Consider the following 23,162-nt stretch of genomic DNA (forward strand, 5'->3'; position numbering starts at 1 on the left):
AGGACGAACGTAAGCGAGGAAGTGCATTATGCCATCAGGAAGAACGCATACGAAAATAAACTTAATATCCCTTCCGGCTGTTTTGTTTTTGCTTTTTTCGTATGGATTAACAAATTTTGATTTTTTATTAACTTTTGCAATTGGTTTTTTAGTAGGTACTTCATTTTTAACACCAGATTTAGATACGTACAGTAATGCTTATAACAAATGGGGTTTCTTACGTATATTTTGGTATCCTTATAAGAAAGTAATGCCGCATCGATCTTTCTTTACGCATACGATTATACTTGGTGATGTGATTCGTATTGCGTACATGTTAATCGTCTTTTCTCCATTTTTATTCCTATTAAATGTAATCGCACTGGATGGTAATTTAATAGAAATTGCGAAGAAGCATGAGGTTGAAATTGTAACGTTCTTAATGGGAATTGTTGTGGCAAGTACGCTCCACATTATAGCGGATAAAGTGAATACGCGCCGAAAGAAAATGATGAGAAAAAAGAAGAAACGCAGAAGATAAAGTGAACGAATCGGGAAAAGGACCCTTGCAATTTGCAAGGGTCCTTTTTTAAACAAACGTTTGTTTAAAATTAAGCTTTCAGTACTTTAATTCCTTTTACAATGTTCCAGATGAAGTAGTATAAGCTGATGATTCCGCAAATAGCTAAGACAATCATTGATCCAATTCCAAGTGTTACATCTGCTTGGTCAGATCCCATACCCATAATTCCTAAAATGGCTACGCCGATAAATGTAGCGATACTTGGGATGATGTGTGTCCATAGAGCACGTTTTGCATGTGGCTTTGTTTCAGCGTCCCCCACAATCCAAACGATAATTGGGAATAAGATAGGGGCAAATAGTACACTAAAGTACGATAAAGCAGCTAATATTTTGTTTCCATTCATATATATCACCTCATAAATAATGTCCGTTGTTATACTATTATTATGCAATAATTTTTGCAAGCTTTCTATCGATGAACATTACAGGAACATGACGATTTTGTAAGATTTTTTTATTAAATGATAAAATTTTCAAAAAAATCTTTTTTAATGGAAATTGTTATGGTACAGTATAAATGGAAGTTGTTGAAAACGTTTTCTTAAACGTTTTTTTATTTTAGGCTTAAAGGTATGATGACCTGATAGTCTATTGATGAGGTTATTCTATTTAAAAGGGGATTCTTTAGGGGGAGAGAACAATGAACACATGGACACAAGTTTATGATCCATTCGGAAACATTTGGATTTCGGCAGCGGTCGCACTTATTCCGATTATCTTTTTTTTCTTAGCTTTAGCAGTTTTCCGCATGAAAGGGTATGTGGCAGGATTTATTACAGTTGTACTTACAGTTTTAGTAGCGTTATTCGCTTATAAAATGCCGTTCACGATGGCAATGGCAGCGACCGGATATGGTTTTTTATACGGATTATGGCCGATTGCTTGGATTATCATTATGTCGGTATTTTTATATAAAATTTCTGTAAAAACAGGTCAATTCGATGTGATTCGTGCATCGGTATTATCGATTACGAACGATCATCGTCTACTCGTTATTTTAATTGGATTTTCATTTGGAGCATTTTTAGAAGGAGCGGCAGGATTTGGAGCACCAGTAGCGATTACAGCAGCGCTTCTTGCGGGTCTTGGGTTAAATCCTTTATACGCAGCAGGTCTTTGTTTAATTGCAAATACTGCACCAGTGGCGTTCGGAGCGATGGGAATTCCGATTACAGTTGCTGGACAAGTAACTGGTATTGATCCACATAAAATTGGCCAAATGGCTGGACATCAATTACCGTTCTTATCATTATTTGTTCCATTCTTTATTGTATTTTTAATGGATGGATTTAAAGGGGTAAGACAAACATGGCCGGCTCTATTTGTAGCGGGTAGTTCATTTGCAATTACGCAGTTCATTACAGCGACATTCTTAGGACCAGAACTTCCGGATATTACGTCAGCACTAGTAAGTTTAGTGAGTTTATCGCTATTCTTAAAAGTTTGGCAGCCGAAAGAAATTTATCAATCCGGGCAAGCAAATAGTGAAGTAGCAGCAACAACGACAGCGGCATCGATGCCGAAATTAACGTTTGGAAAAGTAGTGAAGGCATGGTCTCCATTTATCGTATTAACGGTTATGGTAGTCATTTGGAGCCAAAGTTTCTTTAAGGCATTATTCGCTCCAGGAGGGGCTTTAGAAAGTCTTGTATTTAAGTTTGAAATTCCAGGTCTGCATAATTTAGTAATGAAAGCAGAGCCAATTGTAAATAAACCAACGCCTTACGAGGCAATTCTGAAGTTTGATGTATTATCGGCAACCGGAACAGCGATTTTAATTGCTTGTATCATTTCCATGTTTATTTTGAAAATGAATGTAAAAGATGCAGTAGTGACATTTAAAGAAACGTTAAGTGAATTAAAAATGCCAATTCTATCTATTGGATTCGTACTAGGGTTTGCATTTATCGCAAACTATTCTGGTCTATCTTCCACGTTAGCGTTAGCATTAGCCGGAACTGGTGGACTATTCCCGTTCTTCTCACCATTCTTAGGCTGGATTGGCGTATTCCTAACAGGGTCTGATACGTCAGCGAATGCATTATTCTCAAATTTACAAGCCATTACAGCGCAGCAAGTCGGCGTATCTGAAGTGCTTCTCGTTGCAGCAAATACAACAGGCGGTGTAACAGGTAAAATGATTTCTCCGCAGTCGATTGCGATTGCTTGTGCGGCGGTTGGTCTTGCTGGAAAAGAATCGGATTTGTTCCGTTTTACAGTGAAGCATAGCTTATTCTTCGTAATTATTGTTGGTATTATGACGTATGTGCAGGCGTATTATTTAACGCGGATGATTCCATAAAAAACAAAAGAAATAAACTTTTAATTTTTCAGATTATAGTGTATGATGGGAAAGTATTGAAAATTAAATCAGTGATAAACTAGGGGTGCCTAACGTATGCGTAGGCTGAGAGAGAAGCGCGTGAACTTCTTAACCCTTTGGACCTGATCTGGCTCGTACCAGCGTAGGGAAGTTAACGGCTTTACATAATGATGTCTTTATGAGCCAGGTCCTTATTTTTTTATGGACCTGGCTCTTTTTATTTTGGCATGCGCTGGCCATATCTCGTCCTTGTCACGAACAGGGGGGCAACAAAAATTATGAAACAATCTGTTTCAGCTGAGCAAATTGAATTGAAATCGAGTTTACCAGGGAGTAAGAAAGTATATGTGGATGGACCACGAGAAGGCATGAAAGTACCGATGCGTGAGATTGAACAAAGCGAAACGAATGGCGTCCCAAATCCACCAATCCGTGTGTATGATACGAGCGGTCCTTATACAGATCCTGCGTATAAGGTCGAGCTGGAAAAAGGCATTCCAACGCCGCGCCACTCTTGGATTATGGGGCGTGGTGATGTAGAAGCATACGAAGGGCGTGAAGTGAAACCAGAGGATGACGGTGTGAAAGTAGCTTCGAAGCATACACCTGTTTTCCCGCAAATGGATCGTAAGCCGCTTAGAGCAAAGCAAGGTGCAAATGTTACGCAAATGCACTATGCACGTAATGGCATTATTACGTCTGAGATGGAATACGTTGCGATTCGTGAAGGGGTAGAGCCGGAGTTTGTTCGTAAGGAAATCGCAGAAGGCCGCGCTATTTTACCAGCGAATATTAATCATCCAGAAGCTGAACCGATGATTATCGGGCGTAACTTCCATGTGAAGGTCAATGCAAATATCGGAAACTCTGCTGTATCTTCTTCTATTGCAGAAGAAGTAGAGAAGATGACGTGGGCTACTCGCTGGGGTGCAGATACGATTATGGATTTATCTACAGGTAAAAATATTCATACGACGCGTGAGTGGATTATTCGTAACGCGCCTGTACCAGTTGGAACTGTACCGATCTATCAAGCGCTGGAAAAAGTAAACGGAATTGCAGAAGATTTAACGTGGGAAGTATATCGTGATACGTTAATTGAGCAGGCGGAGCAAGGCGTTGATTACTTTACGATTCACGCTGGTGTATTGCTTCGTTACATTCCAATCACGGCAAAGCGTACGACAGGTATCGTTTCACGCGGTGGTTCGATTATGGCGCAGTGGTGTTTATTCCATCATAAAGAAAACTTCCTATATACTCATTTTGAAGAGATTTGTGAAATTATGAAACAGTACGATGTTTCGTTCTCTCTTGGAGATGGATTACGTCCAGGGTCTATTGCAGATGCAAATGATGAAGCACAGTTTTCTGAGCTTGAAACACTTGGTGAATTAACCAAAATTGCTTGGAAACATGATGTGCAAGTTATGATCGAAGGACCTGGACACGTACCGATGCACTTAATTAAAGAGAATATGGAGAAAGAGCTTGATATTTGTCAGGGCGCGCCGTTTTACACACTTGGGCCACTAACAACAGATATTGCACCAGGTTATGACCATATTACATCGGCGATTGGAGCTGCGATGATCGGTTGGTTTGGAACGGCGATGCTTTGTTATGTAACGCCGAAAGAACATTTAGGTTTACCGAATAAAGATGATGTACGCACGGGTGTTATTACGTACAAAATTGCAGCGCATGCGGCTGATCTTGCGAAAGGACATAAAACGGCTCATCAGCGTGATGATGCACTTTCAAAAGCACGCTTCGAATTCCGTTGGCGCGATCAATTTAATCTATCTTTAGATCCTGAACGTGCGATGGAATATCACGATGAAACGTTGCCTGCAGAAGGGGCAAAGACAGCTCACTTCTGTTCAATGTGTGGACCGAAGTTTTGTAGTATGAGAATTTCACATGATATTCGTGAATATGCAAAAGAAAATGATTTAGAAACGACAGAAGCAATTGAAAAAGGAATGAAAGAGAAAGCAGAAGAATTTAAAGAAGCTGGTAGTCATTTATATCAATAACACGTTACACCTCTTTACTTGATTGATCACACTGTAGTACCTAACTTTATTATAGAAGAATCCCCATTTGCTAAGACGGTAGCAAATGGGGATTCTGTTGTTTATAGGGCAAAGAAGAGGTGTACCCAGTAGAATAAGAGGAATAGTGTGACGACTGTTGTGAGCGGGATAACGATAAGGGATACACTTAAATAGTCTTTCCATTTTACTTTAATTTTGTTTTGTTTCAGAATATACATCCAAATGAGTGAAGCTAGCGTACCAATTGGTAGTAATAGTGAACCGATGTCACTACCAATGATGTTTGCGAGATAGATTGTTTTTAATGTGACTGGATCTAGTCCCATTTCTGTTAATGTGATCGTACCAATCATAAGGGCAGGATGGTTATTGAAGACGTTAGAGAGGATGGATACAAGTCCGCCCATCGCAAAGCTAGCATAGAGTAGATGCTGATTCACAACTGGCTCGAGCCATTGTACAAGTGCAGCTGTTAATCCTGCGTTGTGGAGTCCGTAAATAATGACGTACATAGAGAAGGCGAAAATTAAAATGTGCCACGGTGTCTTTTTCAAAATGTCGACAGGATTTGTTCGTAAGTAGTACCATCTCCAAATGAGAAGAACGAGTGAACCGAGTACCGCAACGATTTCAATTGGTATGGATAAGAAGGATGCAACGAATAGAAGACAGCGCATAAGGAAGACAAAACCTAATACTTTTAACATGAATCTTGTCCGTTTTTGTTTCGTATCAACAGAATTATTTCCTTTTAGTGGATGGAAGTTTTTCGTGAAAAAAATTTCTTCAATATCATATGAAGAAACAGGTAATTTTTTCGGAAGTTTTTTCTTCAAAACTGTATACATGAGCCATGACATAAATAATAAGCCTAATGTTGCAGGTACAAACATCATAGCAGTATGCATATAAAGAGTCATATTAACGATATTTAATGCAATTAAGTTTACGATATTACTTACACCAATTGGTGCACTAGACGCAGTAGCGATTAAAGCGCCACTTAATAAATAAGGAATTTGTTGATGTGGTTTTAATTGAAGGTTTTTTAGAAGAAGAATTAAAATTGGAGTTGTAATTAAAATACTGCCGTCGTTATTAAATAAAAGAGTCATAAGAAAACATAGTAATTGAATATACCAATATAAACGGTGACCGGACCCTTTTGCTAAATTTGCTAGTTTCGCTGCGGACCAATGGAAGAAGCCGAAGCTTTCTAATATAACTGCCATAACAATAGTCGCTAATATTGTTATGGAGGCTCCTCCTATTTTACTAACAATATCTATGACGTCTGGTTTTGACACAAGTCCAGTAATTAGGATAATGCCAGCACCGATTGCTGCTGGCCACGCCTCATTTAAACCTCGAGGCCGCCAAAAGATAACAATCATTGTTAAGAAGAATACAATAATAGTAATCCATATTTCAATGCTCATATTTTGCCTACCTTTCTATTTTCCCTTAAACAGATGTAGCTTGTCTCAAGTTTATATTGGTAGTATATTCAGCAAAAAATAAGAAGAACTAGACGTATAACGAGATGAAGCGAATATGTGTTTTTCATGCTAAAGGACAAGTGTCACTAGTAGTGAAATAACTATTGTGATAGGAGTCTATAAATCGATTGGGTAGTAAGGTAGGAAATGAGATTTATATCGGAAATTTTTAAAATATATCGACTTAACGACAAAATATAATAAGAGGAGTCTATCCCAAAATACCTTTTGGAACAGACTCCAAGGCTATATTATTTTTCCTTCAAAAAAGTACGATCCTTCAAGAATAAATTCCAGAAGAAAATAAATCCTGGTAATAAAATTGCAATCCCAATTGCGTATAGAATGAGCAGTGCATAGAACGTTTCTTTCGTTGTAAAGCTTGTAAATACAGTTACGTCAGGATAAATAATATACGGTAAATGCGCGACCCCGTAAGCATAGCTTGCAAATGCATATTGAGCGACGACAGCTAAAACAGCAATGCGAGGGAATCCTAGTGTGTTATACTTCTTGTTTGTCCACCAAAGGGACGAGTATCCGATAACGAATAGAACAATAGAAACTGTAAACCATGGGAATTGCTTTATTAATCCTTGCATAAGCCAATGTGTTTCTGGATCCATTACAACGAGAGCGATAATCGCCGTAACAAGTGTTGCAGGGCCAAGTATGATGGCATTCCTTCTATAAAGTTTGTATGCATCTTCTGAACCTTGCTCTCTCGCAAAATCAGCAAGAAAGAGAGAGGAGAGAAATAGTTCAGACGTTAGTCCGAAGAGCATATAACAATAGATAACCGGGCTAGAAAGAAGTTTTCCATACAGGAGTACTTCTCTTCCTTCAGACATTGTAATATACGCTCCCTCTGTAACGGGTAAAACGGTAATTAATAGTGCTGGAATTAAGAGACCAGTAATACCTGAAATAACCCGAAGAAGGTACTGATATTTTGGCAAGGAGTAAGCAAATACCATAAATGTACTACGTACTGCAACGAGTACTAAAATTAACATAACTGGTACGAACATAACGGTTGCAAGAGTAAAGGCCGCTTTCGGAAAGAAGCCGAGAAATGCGACAACGACGAAAACGAGAAACGTATTTGTTACTTCCCAAGTTGGTGATAAGTACCGATTGGCAAGTTTGGCAGCGAGCGTTGGATGTTTTGCGTATACCATGCCCCAAAAACCAGCTCCAAAATCGATGGACCCTAATATACTGTATACGAAAATAAGGGCCCATAAGATGATGATTGCAATACTTTCCTCATGCACGAGAATCGCCTCCTTGGTGTTGTAAATCATTCTTTAATGGATGTCTTCTAAAGAATGTCCGTAGAACAAAGACTGTTAAAATAGCGAGTCCAATATATAAAATGATGAATAAAACAAATAAAGGACCGACGAAATCAGCGCGAGTAGAAGCATCGACTGTACGTTGCATACCATAAATTGTCCATGGCTGACGACCGCTACAACTGAAAATCCATCCGAATTCAATACCGAGCATCATAATTGGTCCGCATGCGGCAGCCCCCCAAAGTAGCCACTTCGGTAGTTCTGTCCCCTTTTTTCGGTAAACGAAGTACCAATATAAGAGAGCAATTGCTGCAACTGCAAAGGTAAACGCAGCAGTGCCGACCATTAAGTTGAACAGTGTATGTGTATAAAATGGTGGCCATGTTTCTTGTGGGAATTCATTTAGACCTTTTACGACAGTGCTAGGGTCTAGTCCCACTAATAAGCTAAGCATGTTTGGAATTTCAAGTGCATAGTTTAGTTCAAGTGTATTAGGATCCACAACTCCGCCAATGGATAGCGGTGCGTGTGATGTCGTTTCAAATAAAGCTTCAGCAGATGCAAGTTTTTCAGGTGAGTGTTTATGTAGGGCGATTGCCGATTCGTGCCCTGAAAGCCACATCGTAGCGCCTGTAATAAATGTCACGACAAGCCCTAATAGTAGCCCCTTTTTATGATAAGCAATTTCACGTGTACTTAAATTTTTCTTCAATAATTTAAATCCAGCGATAGAAGCAATGACAGCCGCACCAGTTGCATAAGCCGTAATAACGACATGGAATGCACTTGTGCCAAAACTCGGATTAAAGAAAGCTTTCCAAGGATCAACGTTAAAAACAGATCCATCTGGATTCATTGAAAATCCTGCTGGTGTATTCATCCATGTATTTGCTGATGTAATAAGAACGGCGGATGCCGTGGCACCAAGCATGACGAAAAATAGCGAGATTAATCTCATAAATGGAGGAAGTTTATCGGCTGCATATACGTAAATCGACATGAATAAAGCCTCCAAAAAGAAGGCAAAAATCTCAATTTGGAAGGGAACAGAAATAACTTGCCCAACAATTTTGGCAAAACCAGGCCAAAGAAGTGAGATTTGCACACCGACAATTGTTCCAGTTGGAATTGCTACACCGAGAAGAATAGCAAACGCCTTTGTCCATCTTTTCGCCATAATGGCATAGTCGGAGTCTTTCTTCCAGTGATAGAGTATTTCGCTTATAAAAATCATCAATGAAAGTCCAACGCCAAGTGTTGCAAAGATAATGTGGAATGCTAATGAAGAACCAAAAAATGCTCTTGCTAATGTTACCGTATCCATATGTAAACTCCTCTTCTTTTTTGCCATTATTTTCTGATTGAATTGGAAGATTTATTCAAAAAAACTACCAAAAATATATATGTATTTAAAAAGTGAATATGATAATATAATGTTGTAATATTTTGAATAGAAAGAAATAAGTAGTTGCTTATATTTTGTTTGTTTTTTGCGCAGGAATCTTTTATAATCTTTTATGCGAACATAAGTTCTGTTTTTCGAAAAAGAAGTTTATGTGAAATGGAGAGGGTGTTTTATGTATCCTGAAGTCATTAAAAAGATGGCATTTTCAAAAGAGCATAGAGATTTATTATTGAAGCTATATAATAAAGAAATTACACGTCGTGAATATGATCGACTTGTACAATCGCTATATAAACCTTCTAAAGAGGTTTGTGGGGGATAGAAATGGGGGAGACAATCTAATAGATTGTCTTTTTTAAATTTATGTATGTTCTGATAAAATTAAGGTTAGCCTTACTAGGGAGGTGAAAAGATTGCGGAAACGTTTATATATAGGGATTGGAGTTATCTTCTTAATCGCTTTAGGTGGAATTGTATTTTGGTCAGCTTTACAAGGAAACCGTACAGAAAATTTTATTTTAAGACATATGGTGAATGAAAATGGAACGCTTGCCACGTATCGTTTAGTAGATACTAAGGCAGGTACGGGTGAAGCAAAGGGACGTGAAGCTTTATCAGAATCGGCGGGATTATGGTTACAATATACACTTGATAAAGATGACCAGGCGTTATTTGATGAGCAAGTAAAGGTTATTCAAGATAATTTCGTATATAAGAATCATATCGTTTTATGGAAACTCTCTGAAAAGGGAGAGAGGCAGTCAGCTACAAATGCACTTATAGATGATCTTCGTATTATAGAACAATTATATCGTGCTTATGAAATGTATAAGGAAGAGCGTTATAAAAACCTTGCCGATCAATTAAGTGATGCTGTACTTCGTTATAATAAAAAAGATAATTATTATGTTGATTATTATGACGCAGATGCAGGGAAACAAAATAATTTTGTAACAACATCATACATAAATCCGCGTGCATTCTCTTATATGAAGAAGTACGGTAAAGTTTCTGCTCAGCAATATCAGGAAATCGTTCAATTTTTAGCGGATTATCCAAGGCATGGCTGGGCATTCCCAAAAGAATATAAAGAAGATGGTACATTTACGTACGATAAAGAAGTGAATCTTATTGACCAATCATACGTTGCATATCATCGAAGTTTAGGTGGTCTTTCATCAGCTGCTTATTTGGAATTTATAAAGAAGAGATTCCAGGAGGATGGAAAGCTATACGGTCGTTACAATTTAGAAACGGGAAAACAAACTGTGAATTATGAATCGCCAGCCGCGTATGGACTAACGATTTTGTACGTACTACAAACAGGTGATACAAAGTTTGCGAAGGAATTGTATGATCATATGTCCACATTCCGAAATGACAACGTATTTAGTAGATATTATGGTGGATATGTAACAGGTGAAAATAATAATACGCATATTTTTGATAATGTACTACCACTTTTAGCTGAAATGGAATTAAAAAAGAGTGACCAATAAAAGGTGCCACCATATGAGGGTGGCACCTTTTATTGGTTGATATAATTTTGCGTCCTAATATTAGAGAAGTAGTCAATCACGAATTCACGGAATTGCTGAGCTGTTTTTGATAAGTATCGTTTTTTTGACCAACTTAATCCGATGGTTCGCTTACAAGCGGGTTCAATAATACGCAACTTGTTTGCTGCTAAAGTAGAGTTTTTTAATAAAGTTAAATTTGGAACAAAAGCGATGCCGAGACCTTGCTTAATGAGGTCGCTAATCACTGTCGGTTCATCGACTTCAAAAGCAATATGCGGAGTGAAACCAGCTTCTTTACAAAATTCATCCGTTAAGTGCCGAAATCCATAGCCAGTATTCATACTAATAAACGGTTCGTCTTTTACTTCATGCAGGTGGATACTTTCGCGGTTTGATAACCGATGGCCTGAAGGAACGACTAAGAAAATTTCTTCTGTAATAAGTGGTTCCCAAACAATTTCTTCTCCTTCAACTGGTACAGAGGAAAGACAAAAGTCAATTTCCATATTTTCCAGTTGTCGTTTCATAGAAGGAGTAGACGCAAGAAATTGCTGGAATCGAACATTAGGATGTTCTCGTAAAAAAGAACCTAGTAGTTCTGGTAATATTCTTGGAATAGAAACGGCCATTGTAATAGAGCCTTGTTGTAATTCGGCTAAATCTTTAATTTCTCGTTCCCCTTCACTTAATTCATGAAAAATACGTTCTACCCGTTTTAAAAATACTTTTCCGAAAGAATTTAAAGTAATCTGTCGGCCTTGGCGATCAAATAAAGGAACGCCTAAATCCTTTTCGAGTCTAGCGATTGTTTTGCTGAGTGAAGGTTGCGCGATATGCAATTCTTCAGCTGCCTTTGTCATATGTTCTAGTCGTGCAACTGTCTGAAAGTATTTTAACTGGAGCAGTTCCATTTCGAATCTCCTTTCTATAGACCAAAAGGAATGAATTGATAATTAAAGATGTATTATACAGTATGGAAAGTGACGTGTATAGTAAATCTGTTAAACCATTGTAATGGTTTGAAATTAGGAGAAGGAGTATGTTTCATGAAAGGAATTCAACTTATATTTAAAGATTGGAAAGCGATGTGGCACCATAAACATGGACGTATCGCTTTAATTTTTTTATTAATCGTTCCGTTAATTTATTCAGGATTCTTCTTGGCTGGATATTGGGATCCGTACGGAAAATTAGATAAATTACCTGTTGCAGTTGTGAATTTAGATAAGGGTGCTGTGATGGATGAAAAAACAATTCATGCAGGAGACGATTTTGTTAAAAATTTAAAAGAGAATAAGGAATTGGCTTTTCATTTCGTATCAGAAAAAAATGCTGATGAAGGGTTAAAAGAAGATAAATATTATATGGTTGTTACGATTCCAGAGAATTTCTCTAAAAAGGTAAGTACACTTATGGATGAGAAACCAGAGCCAGCAAAGTTACAGTACAAAGTAAATCCAGGTAAAAACTTTGTAGCAGCTCAAATTGGAACGACAGCTGTTGAAAATATGAAAACAAAAATCTCAAATAGTATTACGAAATCTTATACAGAAGGTGTCTTTTCAAAGTTTCAAGATTTGGCACAAGGATTGAGTGATGCAAGTAATGGTGCTGAGAAGTTACATGAAGGAACGACCGATGCAAAAAATGGAGCGAATCAGCTTGCGGATGGTATTGATCGTTTAAGTAATGGGACATCGAAATTGAAAGAAGGAAGTGAAAAGCTTGCATCCAGTCAATCTGCTTTAACCGGGGGAGCAAATGAGCTGAGTCAAGGAGCGACATCACTTCATAGTGGTATGGAATTACTAGCACAAGGTGAAAAAACGTTACAATCAGGAATTAGTGAATTAAGTGCTGGTACAAATGAATGGGTGAATGGAAATGAAAAACTTGCTGAAGGGCAAGCGAAAGCGGACAATGCGGCAAATAGTGTAAAACAACAATTAGAAGAGTACGTGAAAAATCATCCAGAAGTGCAGCAAGATCCCGCTTTTCAAAAAATTGTTGCTACGTCTAATGGACTAGCTAAAGCAACAAGTACTTTAAATAATAGCCAACAACAATTGACACAAGGTGCGAAGAAGCTTACTGACGGTCAACATAAGATTGAAGAAGGCATAAATACATTCGGAGTTAAGTTAAATGAAGCTACTGCTGGAACGCAAAAGATAGCAGATGGTGCTTCGAATTTGGCTGATGGATTTACGAAGTGGGGAAATGGATTTACATCCCTGCAAGAAGGTGTAAACCAGCTTGCGAGTGGTGGAACGGAGCTGAATAACGGTGCTGGTAAATTAACAAATGGACTTGTTAAACTGGATGATGGTGCGAAAGAACTTTCTACGAAATTGGGAGAGGGCGCAGAGAAGATAGCGGATGTTCGTAATGATGATGCACGTAATACGATGTTCTCAGAGCCAGTTCAGTTAGTGAAGTCAACAGTTTCTGACGTTCCTAACTACGGTTCAGGCATTGCGCCATATTTCTTATCACTTGCATTTTATGTTGGCGGAATTATGGCATCGAATATTTTACCTCTTGGCCGCAGACAAAATATGAAGGTAAGCGGAACGGTACATTTTATTAATAAACTAGGATTGGTATATTTAATTGGATTTATTCAAGCGCTACTCGTAGATGTAGTTGTGCTAGGTGTTATGAAATTAGCAGTTGCCAGTGTGCCACTCTTTGTTTTATCAAGTATTGTTATTTCCTTTACGTTCATGACATTTATTCTTATGTTAGTAACAGTATTTGGTCTTGTTGGAAAGTTCTTAGCGGTAACCCTTCTTGTCCTGCAATTAGCGACGAGCGGAGGTACTTTCCCAGGAGAATTAAACATAGCTGTTCTTAGCAAAATTGGACAGTTTCTCCCAATGTCTCATTCTCTTAGAGGATTACAAGATGTTATCTCTTTAGGAGATTGGTCGCAATTACAAATGCAAATTTTAATATTGTTATGTTATCTCGTTGTTGCCGGTGGAATTGCTTGGATTACGAGCCATATACAGCATAGAGAAACGAATGTAGAACAAGTTTCTTAAAATGAAAGAAGCTATCCGATTTTTTCGGATAGCTTCTTTTTTATTTACGTTCCATTACTGCAAAGTAATTATTTTCATTATCAGCAAAGTTGAATGCTCTACCAGTAGGTAAATCTACAACCTGTCCAACTGTGACATTTTTCTCAGAAAGATCTTTATATAGACGGTCTAAGTCATTTGAGAAGAACATAAGGGAAGGCGTATTAAGGTTTAGTTCAGGTTGCATCTTCGCGATTAACGCTTTATCGTGAAGGACGATGCTTGTTCCTGCTTCTTTCGCCGGTGCAATTTCAATCCAGCGGAATCCGTTTCCGTTATTTTCTTCCACAATGATTTGGAACCCTACTTTTTCTGTCCAAAATTGTACTGTTTCGTCTTGGTTATTTACATATAGCATAATTTGTCCAACTTGATTAATCATAGGTGTCTCTCGCTTTCTTTTTATATGCGTATCATTATATCAAATATATGGCTTGAATAGTTTTTTATGATTTTTTCGGAATACAACCTTCGTCCATTTCATCTTTGTTGTAGGAGAAGGCCCTGTAATCCAAGTATGAAATGGTATTGTGCTACAAATGACCATTGTTGAAATAGAGATAATAGCCGTTAACACAAATAGTAATAGGCTATATAATATAGTATTTTCTTGCAGTGTGAATAAAGAAAGAAACTTTGTGCATAGTTGCAAGAAGAATAAGTGAGCTAAATAAGCACCATACGTGTAATTTCCAATGAAACGTAACGTTTTATATAAGAAACCACGACGCTGTACTATCATAATAGATAACACATACAGTATGATAATTTCGCATACGATATATAAAAACATAGATGGTTTTAAATAGGTAGAAACAGTTAAATGAATAGAGTTTGCTCCGTGAAAACTAAACAACTCATAATTGATGAATAAAAATAAGATGAAAAATAATATTGTTATAAGCGGGATATGTTTCATGACGAATAGACGCCAAGTTTTTAGTGCTACAGCGGCAATGCCACCCATAACGAAATAGAATGAGTAGAATAGAAATGATCGATCTGTATAATGTAAAATTGTTGAACTTGTTAATTTTTCTCCATTAAAAATATAGTGAGAAGAGAACCACATTAATAGAAAATATAGGCACGCGAAAAAGGTCATATATTTATATATGTCTTTTTTATTTTCTGTTCGTTTTTGAAACCAATAAAAAAGTGTGCATAGTAAAGGGAACAATAAGTGAATTTGGAACATCATAATAACGTACCAAAGATGGGGCGCGGCTGTTCCGAGTAATAAACTTTTTATTCCACTTTGTAATGTAATAAGATCGTTTGTTGTTAATAGGTAAAGAATAGACCAAAAGAAATAAGGAATGAGTAAGTGTGTCGCTTTTTCAGAAATATATTCTTTATATACTAATTGCTTCGTATAGTGACGAATTAAGTGAAATCCAACGATAAATATGAATGCTGGTGCTGAGAATTTTGCAAGGTTGAATAGCATGCCCATAATGAGAGATTGCTCAAGTAAGACATTTCCTTGATTCATTGTATATAATAAGGAACTTTGCAAAACAACAGCGAGAAATGCAATGCTTTGCAAAACTTTAAATTCTGGTGCGCTTTGAGTCATTATTTCCATCTCCTTTTCCATACATGATTATAGTACGGAGAATGGATAATGGATGTGGAATATTTGTGAAGATTGTAACAAATTTGTGGCGAGAGGAGATATCAACTTATCAACAAATAACGACAAAAAGAGGATGCTCTAAACGAGCATCCTCTTTCTATCTATTAAGCAAATTTGTTTTTGATCCAATTCTTACCTTCTACAAGGCGAGCTGTCATTACCGCACAAGCGTTATCTGCTGTTACGTTTAACATCGTTGCAGGTGGATCAATGATTGTACTAATTGCTGCAATAATTGGCAATGCTTCTGGCGGGAAACCGTATAGAGATACGATTAACATTTCACCAATCATACCACCGCCTGGAATAGCACCCATTACTGTTCCTACTAATAAAGAAACAACAAGTGCGATTGCTAATGTTTTCGGTCCTTCGAATTCCATGTTGAAAATACCGAATAAGAAAGCAATTTTTAATACGCCGCCTAAAACAGATCCATCTTTATGAAGTGTAGATCCAAGAAGGACAACTGTTTCACGAACGTCTGAAGAAATACCCATTTTCTTCGTTGCTTCTAAGTTCGCTGGAATACTTGCGGCACTACTACAAGTTGCAAGTGATGTAACTGTAGGAGAGACCATGTTCTTCCAAAATACTTGTACACCTTGTTTGCGACCTGCAAGGTATGCATAGAACGTGAAGAATACAAAGAAGTAGATAAGAGAAGCTGGATAGTATACCATTGCTGCTCGGAAGTAAGTTCCAAGAAGTTGTGGTCCGAATTCACCAACTAATGCTGCGAAGTAAGCAGCAAGTCCGATTGGAGCGTAGTACATAATGAAAGATACAACTTTCATTGAAATTTCTGCACCAGCTTGTAGGAATGTAGCGAATGGCTTTCCTTTTTCGCCAACTGCTGAAGTTGCAATCCCCATTAAGATAGAGAAGAAAATAAGAGCTAACATATTTTCACGAGATAGTAACTTCGAGAAGTCAGATACTGTTAAAATACCGACGATTTGATCTGCAACACTAACAGCTTTGCCGGCTTTGTCAGGTTGTGTTAGTTCTAGTACAACACCTTGTGCTGGCGGGAATACTTTCACGACAATAATCATAAAAATAGCAGCTAAAATACTTGTAAATAAGAAAGTCCCAGCCATACTAGACATAATTTTACCGAAACGTTTTAATCCATCCATATTAGCAATAGACGATGCGATGCTAAAGAACACTAGAGGTACAACAATCGTAAACATTAAGTTTAAGAAAATATCACCAAGCGGCTTTAAAGCAACTGCATCGGCACCCATGAAATAACCAATGAAACCACCAATTAGGATAGAAGATAATAAAATAAGTGGAAAGCGATATGCCTTCATAAATATATCCTCCTATCAATTAAAAAATCATACTGAATCATTATAGCGAGTTAGAGTCCTCTTTACTAGGAGAATACGGATAAATGGAATAGCGTGAAAACCAAGAAATTTTTGTTTTTAAGCTCGGCATACAGCAGGAAATCTAGACATATATATTTGTAACCTAGTGGTGGCAGGGGATGCACCATAACTTAGGTTTAGAAAAAGGGGGAGGGAAGCGGAATGAATATTTTGCTTTGCTGTGCAGCGGGAATGTCTTCCAGTTTGATTGTTACAAAGATGGAGAAAGCAGCAGAGGCAAGAGGGATAGAAGTGAAAATCTGGGCAGTATCAGGTTCTGAAGTGAATAGTCATATTGATAAAGCTGATGTCCTTTTACTTGGACCGCAAGTACGTTATTTATTACCGAAAATGAAAGAATTATGTAAGGAGAAAGGGGTACCTGTTGATGTTATTCAATCCGTCCATTACGGACTTTGTAATGGAGAAGCTATCTTGCAAGCAGCTTTGTCAATGAAACCATGAGGAGAGTGGGATAGATGATACGGTTTTTAGAGAAGTATGTGATGCCGGTGGCAGGGAAGGTTGCAGAGCAGAGGCATTTACAAGCAATTCGAGATGGAATTATTTTAACGATGCCTTTCTTAATTATTGGATCGTTTTTCCTCATTATTAGTGCACTGCCGATACCGGGATATAACGAGTTTATGGCAGGTTTGTTTGGTGAGAATTGGCAGAGAGCTTTAGGGTATCCAGTTAGTGCAACTTTTAATATAATGGCTTTAATAGCTGTTTTTGGAATCGCTTACAGGCTTGGAGAGTATTATAAAGTGGATGCTTTAGCATCCGGGGCATTGTCGCTTGTGACGTTTTTACTTGCGACTCCATTTCAAGTTGCATATATTATACCAAGTACAAAAGAGAGTGTACTTGTAGAAGGCGTTATCCCAGCTGCATTAATGGGAAGCCAAGGGTTATTTGTAGCAATGATTATTGCACTTATATCTACTGAACTTTATCGGTTTATTGTACAAAAAAAGATAATTATAAAGATGCCAGAGACAGTTCCACCAGCTGTCACGCGTTCATTTGCGGCACTTGTTCCAGGTTTTATTGTTGTAACAGTTATTTGGATTTTACGCTTAATTATAGAAAATACTTCTTTTGGCAGTATCCATAATATTGTAGGACAAATTTTACAGGAACCACTTAGTGTACTTGGTGCTAGTCTTTGGGGCGCAATAATAGCAGTTATTCTCGTTCATGTTCTTTGGTCTTGTGGAATTCATGGTGCTACTATTGTTGGTGGTGTAATGAGCCCTGTTTGGTTGTCGTTAATGGATCAAAATCGAGTTGCTTTTCAAGCTGGGCAAGATGTACCAAATACCATTACGGCACAGTTTTTTGACTTATGGATTTATATGGGCGGTTCTGGTGCAACGCTGGCTCTAGTTGTCGGAATGTTACTATTTGCACGAAGTCAACAATTAAAAAGTTTAGGGAGATTGTCAATCGCGCCTGGTATATTTAATATTAATGAGATGGTAACTTTTGGTATGCCAATTGTAATGAACCCAATTTTATTAATTCCATTTATATTGGTTCCAGTTGTGTTAACAATTGTTTCTTACTTTGCAATGGAATGGGGATGGGTCGCACGTCCGAGTGGGGCGGCTGTACCTTGGACGACACCTATTCTTTTCAGTGGATATTTAGGATCGGGTGGGAAAATTTCAGGTGTTGTTTTACAACTCGTCAACTTTGCGCTTGCATTCTTCATTTATTTACCGTTCTTAAAAATATGGGATAAACAAAAAGTAGCAGAAGAAAAGGGGGAGTAAAGAAGTAAAATGGATACGATAGAGACGAAAGCTTTTCATTTAATTTTGCATGGAGGAAACGCGAGAAGTTGTTCAATGGAAGCAATTGATTGTGCGAAGCGTGGGGAGTTTACAGAAGCAGAAGCTAAATTACAAGAAGCGCTAGAGGAATTAAAAGAGGCGCACCGTGTACAAACGGAGCTTATCCAGAAAGAGGCTGGTGGCGAAAAGACCGAAGTTACTCTTTTAATGGTACACGCGCAAGATCATTTAATGAATGCAATTACAGTGAAAGAATTAGCGAGTGAGTTTGTAGAGTTATATAGGAAGATGTCGGTGGATGAATGAACCTTGCTTATGCAAGGTTTTTTTATCCCGCATTAACGGGCAGTAAAACTCCCACCTCAAAATGTGGCTGGAGCAAGGAAGTTAGGAGGGAGCTTAACTGTCCGTAAAGGCCCGATTGGTTCAACTAATAATTAGTGGGAGATGAACAAAACCCCCACTAATTAAAGTTTCACTTTATGTATATGCCTGTACCATCAGTGGAATGTTTATCCCACTGATGGTATTTACAAACCTCCTTTTTCCGGATGAGTAAGAGTTATAATTAATCGGCAGTAACAATTTCTCCTATACCACGAATTAATCTTTTTATATGCATCCGCTCCGGTTTTAATATATTTACGATATAATCAATCGCAATTTGTGGTTCAACGGTTGTACCGCAAGTATAACAGTCAATAGCTGCAAAATTTTGTTCCGGGTAAGTGTGAATGGAAAGATGGCTTTCTGATAATAACACTAATACAGTAACACCATATGGCTGGAATTCTTTTTTACTTACGTTTAAAACATGGGCACCAGAGCAATCTGCAGCTGTAACTAAATGATATTCTAAAAAGTGCGTATCATCTAGTAGAGAAAAATCTACTCCCCATAAATCTACTATTATATGCTTGCCAAAAGTAGAATATTCCATAGGCAACACTCCTTACTATAATATCGTCAAAACTTCATTTCCTGTTTGTAGCATTGATGTAGGATAAGGTTCGATTCTGAATTTAAAAGAGCGAGGTTGCGTTGTTCTAGATGTTCTTCTTTAAATTGAAATAAAGGAAAAAGAAGAGCAGGCAAGGTTCGAGGAGTTGGTACTACATATAATTGTTCAATTTGATCTAGTACATAGGCAGAATTAGCAGCGATATGAAATCCCCAGTCAGTTCCAAAAGAAGGAACGATTGTATGATAACTTTTCACAGTTAGTCCAGCATGTTCAATTGTATTACCGATGCTCCAGTATACTAGAGGTGCATCAGCAGGTGAATTAGATTGGCAGACGAATGCGCCATCTTCTGTTAAGAATGTAGCTATACGAGCAAAAAGTTCGCTTGTATATAAAGTACTTAACAACTCTGTCGCTGGGTCTGGGAAATCAATAATGATTACATCGTATAAAGAGGAAGGAGAGCTTAAAAACTCTTTTGCATCGCATACGTGTGTATTTACACGATTATCAAAAAATGCACTTTTGTTTAAAGAAACTAATTCTGGAACATTACGAGCCATATCAATCATCGATCCATCTAAGTCAACAAGGTCTACATGTAGTACAGTTTCATATTTTAAAACTTCTCGCAGAGCAAGACCATCGCCACCGCCTAATATGAGAACACGTTTTGGATCAATTACTTTTGACATAATTGGATGTACAAGTGCTTCATGATAAATTTGCTCATCGACGGAGCTGAATTGTAGTTGCTTGTCCAAGTATAAGCGAATATCGTTTACTTGGACTAAATTAATATTTTGATAATTACTCTTTTCTTTAAATAAATTTGTATGTTCACCAGCTTGTATTTCCTTTAGAGAAATTTCATCCCACACATCTAAGTTGTGTGAATCTGTGGGTACTATAATTACATTTTCTGATTGTACTTGTTTATCCTGTTCATCTTGTTTGTCTTGTGTATCGTGCTTGTCCTGCTGTTCTAGTTCAAATTTGTCAGAGTCTACTTCAGAACGCTTGTCTTTTTTATAGCTTTTTATTCTATAAATCTTTATTTTGCTTTGTTTTCTATGTTTTGGCATAGGAATCTCCTTTCGAATTGTGTTATTTTACTCTATTCTATGTAATCTAGTAGAATTTGCTTGGACAATAGATAGAAGAGTGTGTTCAAGAGCATGTTGTTTTTTTACTAGATTCTACGATGAAAGATTTTTTTAGTGTTTTTTTATGTTAAGCATAACTAGACAACTAAACACTAATCTATTTTCATACAGTTATGTGTTAAAAGCGTGTTGTTTTATAACACACTGTGTGTTTTTTGAGTAACACACTAATTGAAAGCGTTAACACACAAAGAAAATGCTCGAAAAAGCACTGATTTTAGTGGTTTTAAAAAGTTGGCACGCTAATTGCATTAATAAATAGCGTAAAGAAAAATAAATAAACATAAATTTTTTATACTACACAAGGGGGATTTTCAAATGAATATTTTATTATGTTGCTCAGCAGGGATGTCTACAAGTTTACTAGTTACAAAAATGGAAGCGGCTGCAAAAGCTCGCGGTCTAGAAGGCAAGATTTGGGCTGTATCTGGGGATGCAGTAAAAACGAATATCGATCAAGCAGATGTATTATTACTAGGACCACAAGTTCGTTACATGCTCTCTTCAATGAAAACGCTTGCTGACGAGAGAAACGTTGGAATCGACGTTATCAATCCAATGCACTACGGCATGATGAATGGAGAAGCAGTTTTAGATCACGCATTAACACTTAAAAAATAATTAGGGGGGAAGCGAAATGCAAAAGTTTATTGCATTTATGGAGAAATATATTGTTCCTGTCGCTGGTAAAATCGGATCGCAACGTCACTTAGCTGCGATCCGTGACGGATTTATTGCAGTTATGCCACTTATTTTAGTTGGTGCACTGGCATCACTGATTAACGGTTTTCCGTCTGAAGCTTTCCAAGATTTCATGAAAGGTTTGTTTGGTGAAACGTGGAAACAAGTTGGCGGTGGAATGTGGACTGGTTCTTTCGCGATTCTAGCACTAATCATAGCATTTACAACAAGTTATAACTTAGCAAAATCTTACGGCGTTGATGGTTTGTCAGCAGGTATTATTTCATTTGGTGCGTTAATTATTCTTACGCCAACAACACCGAAAGAAGGCGGATTGAACTTAGCTTGGACAGGTGCACAAGGGTTATTCGTAGCAATTATTGTGGCACTCCTTGTTACTGAAGTATTCCGTTTCTTTGTACAAAGAAACATTACTTTTAAAATGCCTGATGGAGTACCACCAGCAGTTTTAAGATCTTTCGCAGCTATAGTTCCAGCATTTGTTATCTTAACAGTAGTTGCAGGTATTCAATTAGCAGTGAAATTATCTGGTACAAGTGTTCATGAATTTATTTTTAATACGATTCAATCACCACTGCAAAGTTTAGCAGGGACATTACCAAGTGCAATTATCATTGTAATCCTTGTTCATCTTCTTTGGTTCTTCGGTTTACATGGGCCAAATATCGTTGGTGGTATTATTGAGCCATTATACTTACCGGCATTAGAGAAAAATATGAATTTATTCAAAGGTGGTACATCTGCATTTGATGTTCCAAATATTATTACAAAACCATTTTTTGATACTTTCGTATACCTTGGTGGTTCTGGTGCGACATTAGCATTCTTAGTAGTGGTATTACTCGTAGCAAAAAGTGCACAATTACGTGGTGTATCTCGCTTATCAATTGGACCTGGTGCATTTAACATTAACGAACCAGTAATCTTTGGTACACCAATTATTTTAAATCCAATTTTATTCTTACCGTTTATCGTAACACCAATTGTATTAGTAATTACTTCCTATACAGCTATATCTATTGGATGGGTACCAAAAACAGTTGTGATGATTCCATGGGCAACACCACCAATTATTAGTGGTTATCTTGTAACAGGTGGACATATTTCTGGTGCAATTCTACAGTTATTCAACTTTGTAATTGCAATGGTAATTTATTATCCATTCGTTGTGTTATGTGACCGTTCAGTTGTTCGTACTGAAAAAGCAGCAGCACAAGGTAATAGTAATTCTTTACCTATGTAACATAGTAATTGTTCTCATAGACAACGATACCTGTGAGAACAATTACCTTTATATCATGTTCAAAAAGATGAAAAACATCTATATGAATACTAAACTATCATTAATAAATTCATACTTTAATAGACATGTTCAAACTGAAGGGGTATTTAAATCGGTTGAACCTTATAGAGAGGGCGGTAATTATGATGACTACAGCAGAACAAATTCCATTCCAATTGATTTTAAATAGTGGTAACGCACGAAGCTTTGCGATGGAGGCACTTCAATTTGCCAAACAGGGGAAAATGGTAGAAGCAGATGAAGCGATGGTAAAGGCGAAAGAAGCGATTAATGAAGCGCATCATTTCCAAACAGAGCTCATACAATCAGAAGCAAGAGGAGAAAAAACAGAGGTTAGTGTTCTTTTAATTCACGCACAAGATCATTTAATGAATGCGATTACAGTGAAAGAATTAGCAGCAGAGTTTATCGATCTTTATAAAAAGCTTGAAGCGAAAGGGGAATAA

General features: G+C 37.3%; 22 protein-coding genes and 1 riboswitch. Of the genes, 12 read left to right on the forward strand and 10 right to left on the reverse strand.

Annotated features, from left to right (window positions below; all coding sequences use genetic code 11):
- Positions 1-28: 28 nt before the first annotated feature.
- Positions 29-520, forward strand: a complete 492-nt coding sequence (locus ACS2FK_RS10480) for a metal-binding protein (protein ID WP_063549077.1) — start codon at positions 29-31, stop codon at positions 518-520.
- A 70-nt stretch (positions 521-590) separates the two neighbouring features.
- On the opposite strand, the gene ACS2FK_RS10485 is transcribed toward ACS2FK_RS10480, so the two are convergent.
- A complete protein-coding gene (locus tag ACS2FK_RS10485) occupies positions 591-908 on the reverse strand; it encodes a DUF4870 domain-containing protein (RefSeq protein ID WP_001014096.1) in 318 nt (105 codons plus the stop codon).
- A 296-nt stretch (positions 909-1,204) separates the two neighbouring features.
- On the opposite strand from ACS2FK_RS10485, the gene lldP reads away from it, so the two are divergent.
- Together lldP and thiC are read left to right on the forward strand one after the other, a co-directional pair.
- Positions 1,205-2,866, forward strand: a complete 1,662-nt coding sequence (lldP, locus tag ACS2FK_RS10490) for an L-lactate permease (protein ID WP_063549075.1) — start codon at positions 1,205-1,207, stop codon at positions 2,864-2,866.
- Positions 2,867-2,937: 71 nt separating this feature from the next.
- Positions 2,938-3,053: riboswitch (TPP riboswitch) on the forward strand.
- Positions 3,054-3,165: 112 nt separating this feature from the next.
- The gene (gene thiC / locus ACS2FK_RS10495; protein ID WP_000814477.1) at positions 3,166-4,926 is read left to right on the forward strand and encodes a phosphomethylpyrimidine synthase ThiC; all 1,761 of its coding nucleotides are present in this window, start codon (positions 3,166-3,168) and stop codon (positions 4,924-4,926) included.
- Positions 4,927-5,027: 101 nt separating this feature from the next.
- On the opposite strand, the gene ACS2FK_RS10500 is transcribed toward thiC, so the two are convergent.
- The 3 genes from ACS2FK_RS10500 to cydA form a co-directional block, all read right to left on the reverse strand.
- Entirely contained in the window at positions 5,028-6,386 is a 1,359-nt protein-coding gene (locus ACS2FK_RS10500) for an arsenic transporter (RefSeq protein ID WP_000021125.1), read from the reverse strand.
- Between the two features lie 311 nt (positions 6,387-6,697).
- Positions 6,698-7,723, reverse strand: a complete 1,026-nt coding sequence (locus ACS2FK_RS10505; RefSeq protein ID WP_000544189.1) for a cytochrome d ubiquinol oxidase subunit II — start codon at positions 7,721-7,723, stop codon at positions 6,698-6,700.
- Positions 7,716-9,071: a cytochrome ubiquinol oxidase subunit I gene (gene cydA, locus ACS2FK_RS10510; RefSeq protein WP_000381984.1), complete on the reverse strand. Its 1,356-nt coding sequence runs from the start codon at positions 9,069-9,071 to the stop codon at positions 7,716-7,718. The genes ACS2FK_RS10505 and cydA overlap by 8 nt, the downstream gene beginning before the upstream one ends.
- Before the next feature lie 253 nt (positions 9,072-9,324).
- On the opposite strand from cydA, the gene ACS2FK_RS10515 reads away from it, so the two are divergent.
- Positions 9,325-9,474, forward strand: a complete 150-nt coding sequence (locus tag ACS2FK_RS10515; protein WP_000283180.1) for a hypothetical protein — start codon at positions 9,325-9,327, stop codon at positions 9,472-9,474.
- A gap of 91 nt (positions 9,475-9,565) precedes the next feature.
- A complete protein-coding gene (locus ACS2FK_RS10520; RefSeq protein ID WP_001231675.1) occupies positions 9,566-10,651 on the forward strand; it encodes a hypothetical protein in 1,086 nt (361 codons plus the stop codon).
- A gap of 29 nt (positions 10,652-10,680) precedes the next feature.
- Here ACS2FK_RS10520 and ACS2FK_RS10525 read toward each other — a convergent pair whose 3' ends face one another.
- Positions 10,681-11,583 (reverse strand): LysR family transcriptional regulator, encoded by a 903-nt coding sequence (locus ACS2FK_RS10525; protein ID WP_000421919.1) that lies wholly within the window; start codon positions 11,581-11,583, stop codon positions 10,681-10,683.
- 135 nt (positions 11,584-11,718) lie between these two features.
- Between ACS2FK_RS10525 and ACS2FK_RS10530 the strand changes: the two genes are divergently transcribed.
- The gene (locus ACS2FK_RS10530; protein WP_063549073.1) at positions 11,719-13,719 is read left to right on the forward strand and encodes a YhgE/Pip domain-containing protein; all 2,001 of its coding nucleotides are present in this window, start codon (positions 11,719-11,721) and stop codon (positions 13,717-13,719) included.
- Positions 13,720-13,759: 40 nt separating this feature from the next.
- On the opposite strand, the gene ACS2FK_RS10535 is transcribed toward ACS2FK_RS10530, so the two are convergent.
- From ACS2FK_RS10535 to ACS2FK_RS10545, 3 genes are all read right to left on the reverse strand, one after another.
- Positions 13,760-14,140, reverse strand: coding sequence for a VOC family protein (locus ACS2FK_RS10535; protein WP_063549071.1), 381 nt, complete (start codon positions 14,138-14,140; stop codon positions 13,760-13,762).
- A 39-nt stretch (positions 14,141-14,179) separates the two neighbouring features.
- On the reverse strand, positions 14,180-15,337 hold the full coding sequence (locus ACS2FK_RS10540; RefSeq protein ID WP_000194339.1) for an acyltransferase: 1,158 nt from the start codon (positions 15,335-15,337) through the stop codon (positions 14,180-14,182).
- Between the two features lie 164 nt (positions 15,338-15,501).
- The gene (locus tag ACS2FK_RS10545; RefSeq protein ID WP_000649376.1) at positions 15,502-16,719 is read right to left on the reverse strand and encodes a dicarboxylate/amino acid:cation symporter; all 1,218 of its coding nucleotides are present in this window, start codon (positions 16,717-16,719) and stop codon (positions 15,502-15,504) included.
- 222 nt (positions 16,720-16,941) lie between these two features.
- On the opposite strand from ACS2FK_RS10545, the gene ACS2FK_RS10550 reads away from it, so the two are divergent.
- Genes ACS2FK_RS10550 through ACS2FK_RS10560 form a run of 3 tightly spaced genes read left to right on the forward strand, consistent with a single transcriptional unit; the run spans position 16,942 to position 18,887 of the window.
- Positions 16,942-17,244 carry a PTS sugar transporter subunit IIB gene (locus ACS2FK_RS10550; protein ID WP_001023546.1) on the forward strand — a complete coding sequence of 101 codons (303 nt, stop codon included), beginning with the start codon at positions 16,942-16,944 and terminating at the stop codon, positions 17,242-17,244.
- Between the two features lie 14 nt (positions 17,245-17,258).
- Positions 17,259-18,560 carry a PTS cellobiose transporter subunit IIC gene (celB, locus tag ACS2FK_RS10555; protein ID WP_063549069.1) on the forward strand — a complete coding sequence of 434 codons (1,302 nt, stop codon included), beginning with the start codon at positions 17,259-17,261 and terminating at the stop codon, positions 18,558-18,560.
- Between the two features lie 9 nt (positions 18,561-18,569).
- Positions 18,570-18,887, forward strand: a complete 318-nt coding sequence (locus ACS2FK_RS10560; RefSeq protein ID WP_000379645.1) for a PTS lactose/cellobiose transporter subunit IIA — start codon at positions 18,570-18,572, stop codon at positions 18,885-18,887.
- Positions 18,888-19,149: 262 nt separating this feature from the next.
- Here ACS2FK_RS10560 and speD read toward each other — a convergent pair whose 3' ends face one another.
- Both speD and ACS2FK_RS10570 read right to left on the reverse strand, forming a co-directional pair.
- The gene (gene speD, locus ACS2FK_RS10565) at positions 19,150-19,521 is read right to left on the reverse strand and encodes an adenosylmethionine decarboxylase (protein WP_000456838.1); all 372 of its coding nucleotides are present in this window, start codon (positions 19,519-19,521) and stop codon (positions 19,150-19,152) included.
- Between the two features lie 26 nt (positions 19,522-19,547).
- Positions 19,548-20,630, reverse strand: coding sequence for a polyamine aminopropyltransferase (locus ACS2FK_RS10570; RefSeq protein WP_001123950.1), 1,083 nt, complete (start codon positions 20,628-20,630; stop codon positions 19,548-19,550).
- A 399-nt stretch (positions 20,631-21,029) separates the two neighbouring features.
- On the opposite strand from ACS2FK_RS10570, the gene ACS2FK_RS10575 reads away from it, so the two are divergent.
- The 3 genes from ACS2FK_RS10575 to ACS2FK_RS10585 all read left to right on the forward strand — a co-directional run bounded on the left by ACS2FK_RS10575 (position 21,030) and on the right by ACS2FK_RS10585 (position 23,162).
- Positions 21,030-21,332 carry a PTS sugar transporter subunit IIB gene (locus ACS2FK_RS10575; RefSeq protein ID WP_001023569.1) on the forward strand — a complete coding sequence of 101 codons (303 nt, stop codon included), beginning with the start codon at positions 21,030-21,032 and terminating at the stop codon, positions 21,330-21,332.
- Positions 21,333-21,348: 16 nt separating this feature from the next.
- On the forward strand, positions 21,349-22,656 hold the full coding sequence (gene celB, locus ACS2FK_RS10580; RefSeq protein WP_001168827.1) for a PTS cellobiose transporter subunit IIC: 1,308 nt from the start codon (positions 21,349-21,351) through the stop codon (positions 22,654-22,656).
- A 182-nt stretch (positions 22,657-22,838) separates the two neighbouring features.
- Positions 22,839-23,162, forward strand: a complete 324-nt coding sequence (locus ACS2FK_RS10585; protein ID WP_000989059.1) for a PTS lactose/cellobiose transporter subunit IIA — start codon at positions 22,839-22,841, stop codon at positions 23,160-23,162.

Source organism: Bacillus cereus group sp. BceL220 (assembly GCF_051776965.1).
Lineage (GTDB): Bacteria > Bacillota > Bacilli > Bacillales > Bacillaceae_G > Bacillus_A > Bacillus_A cereus.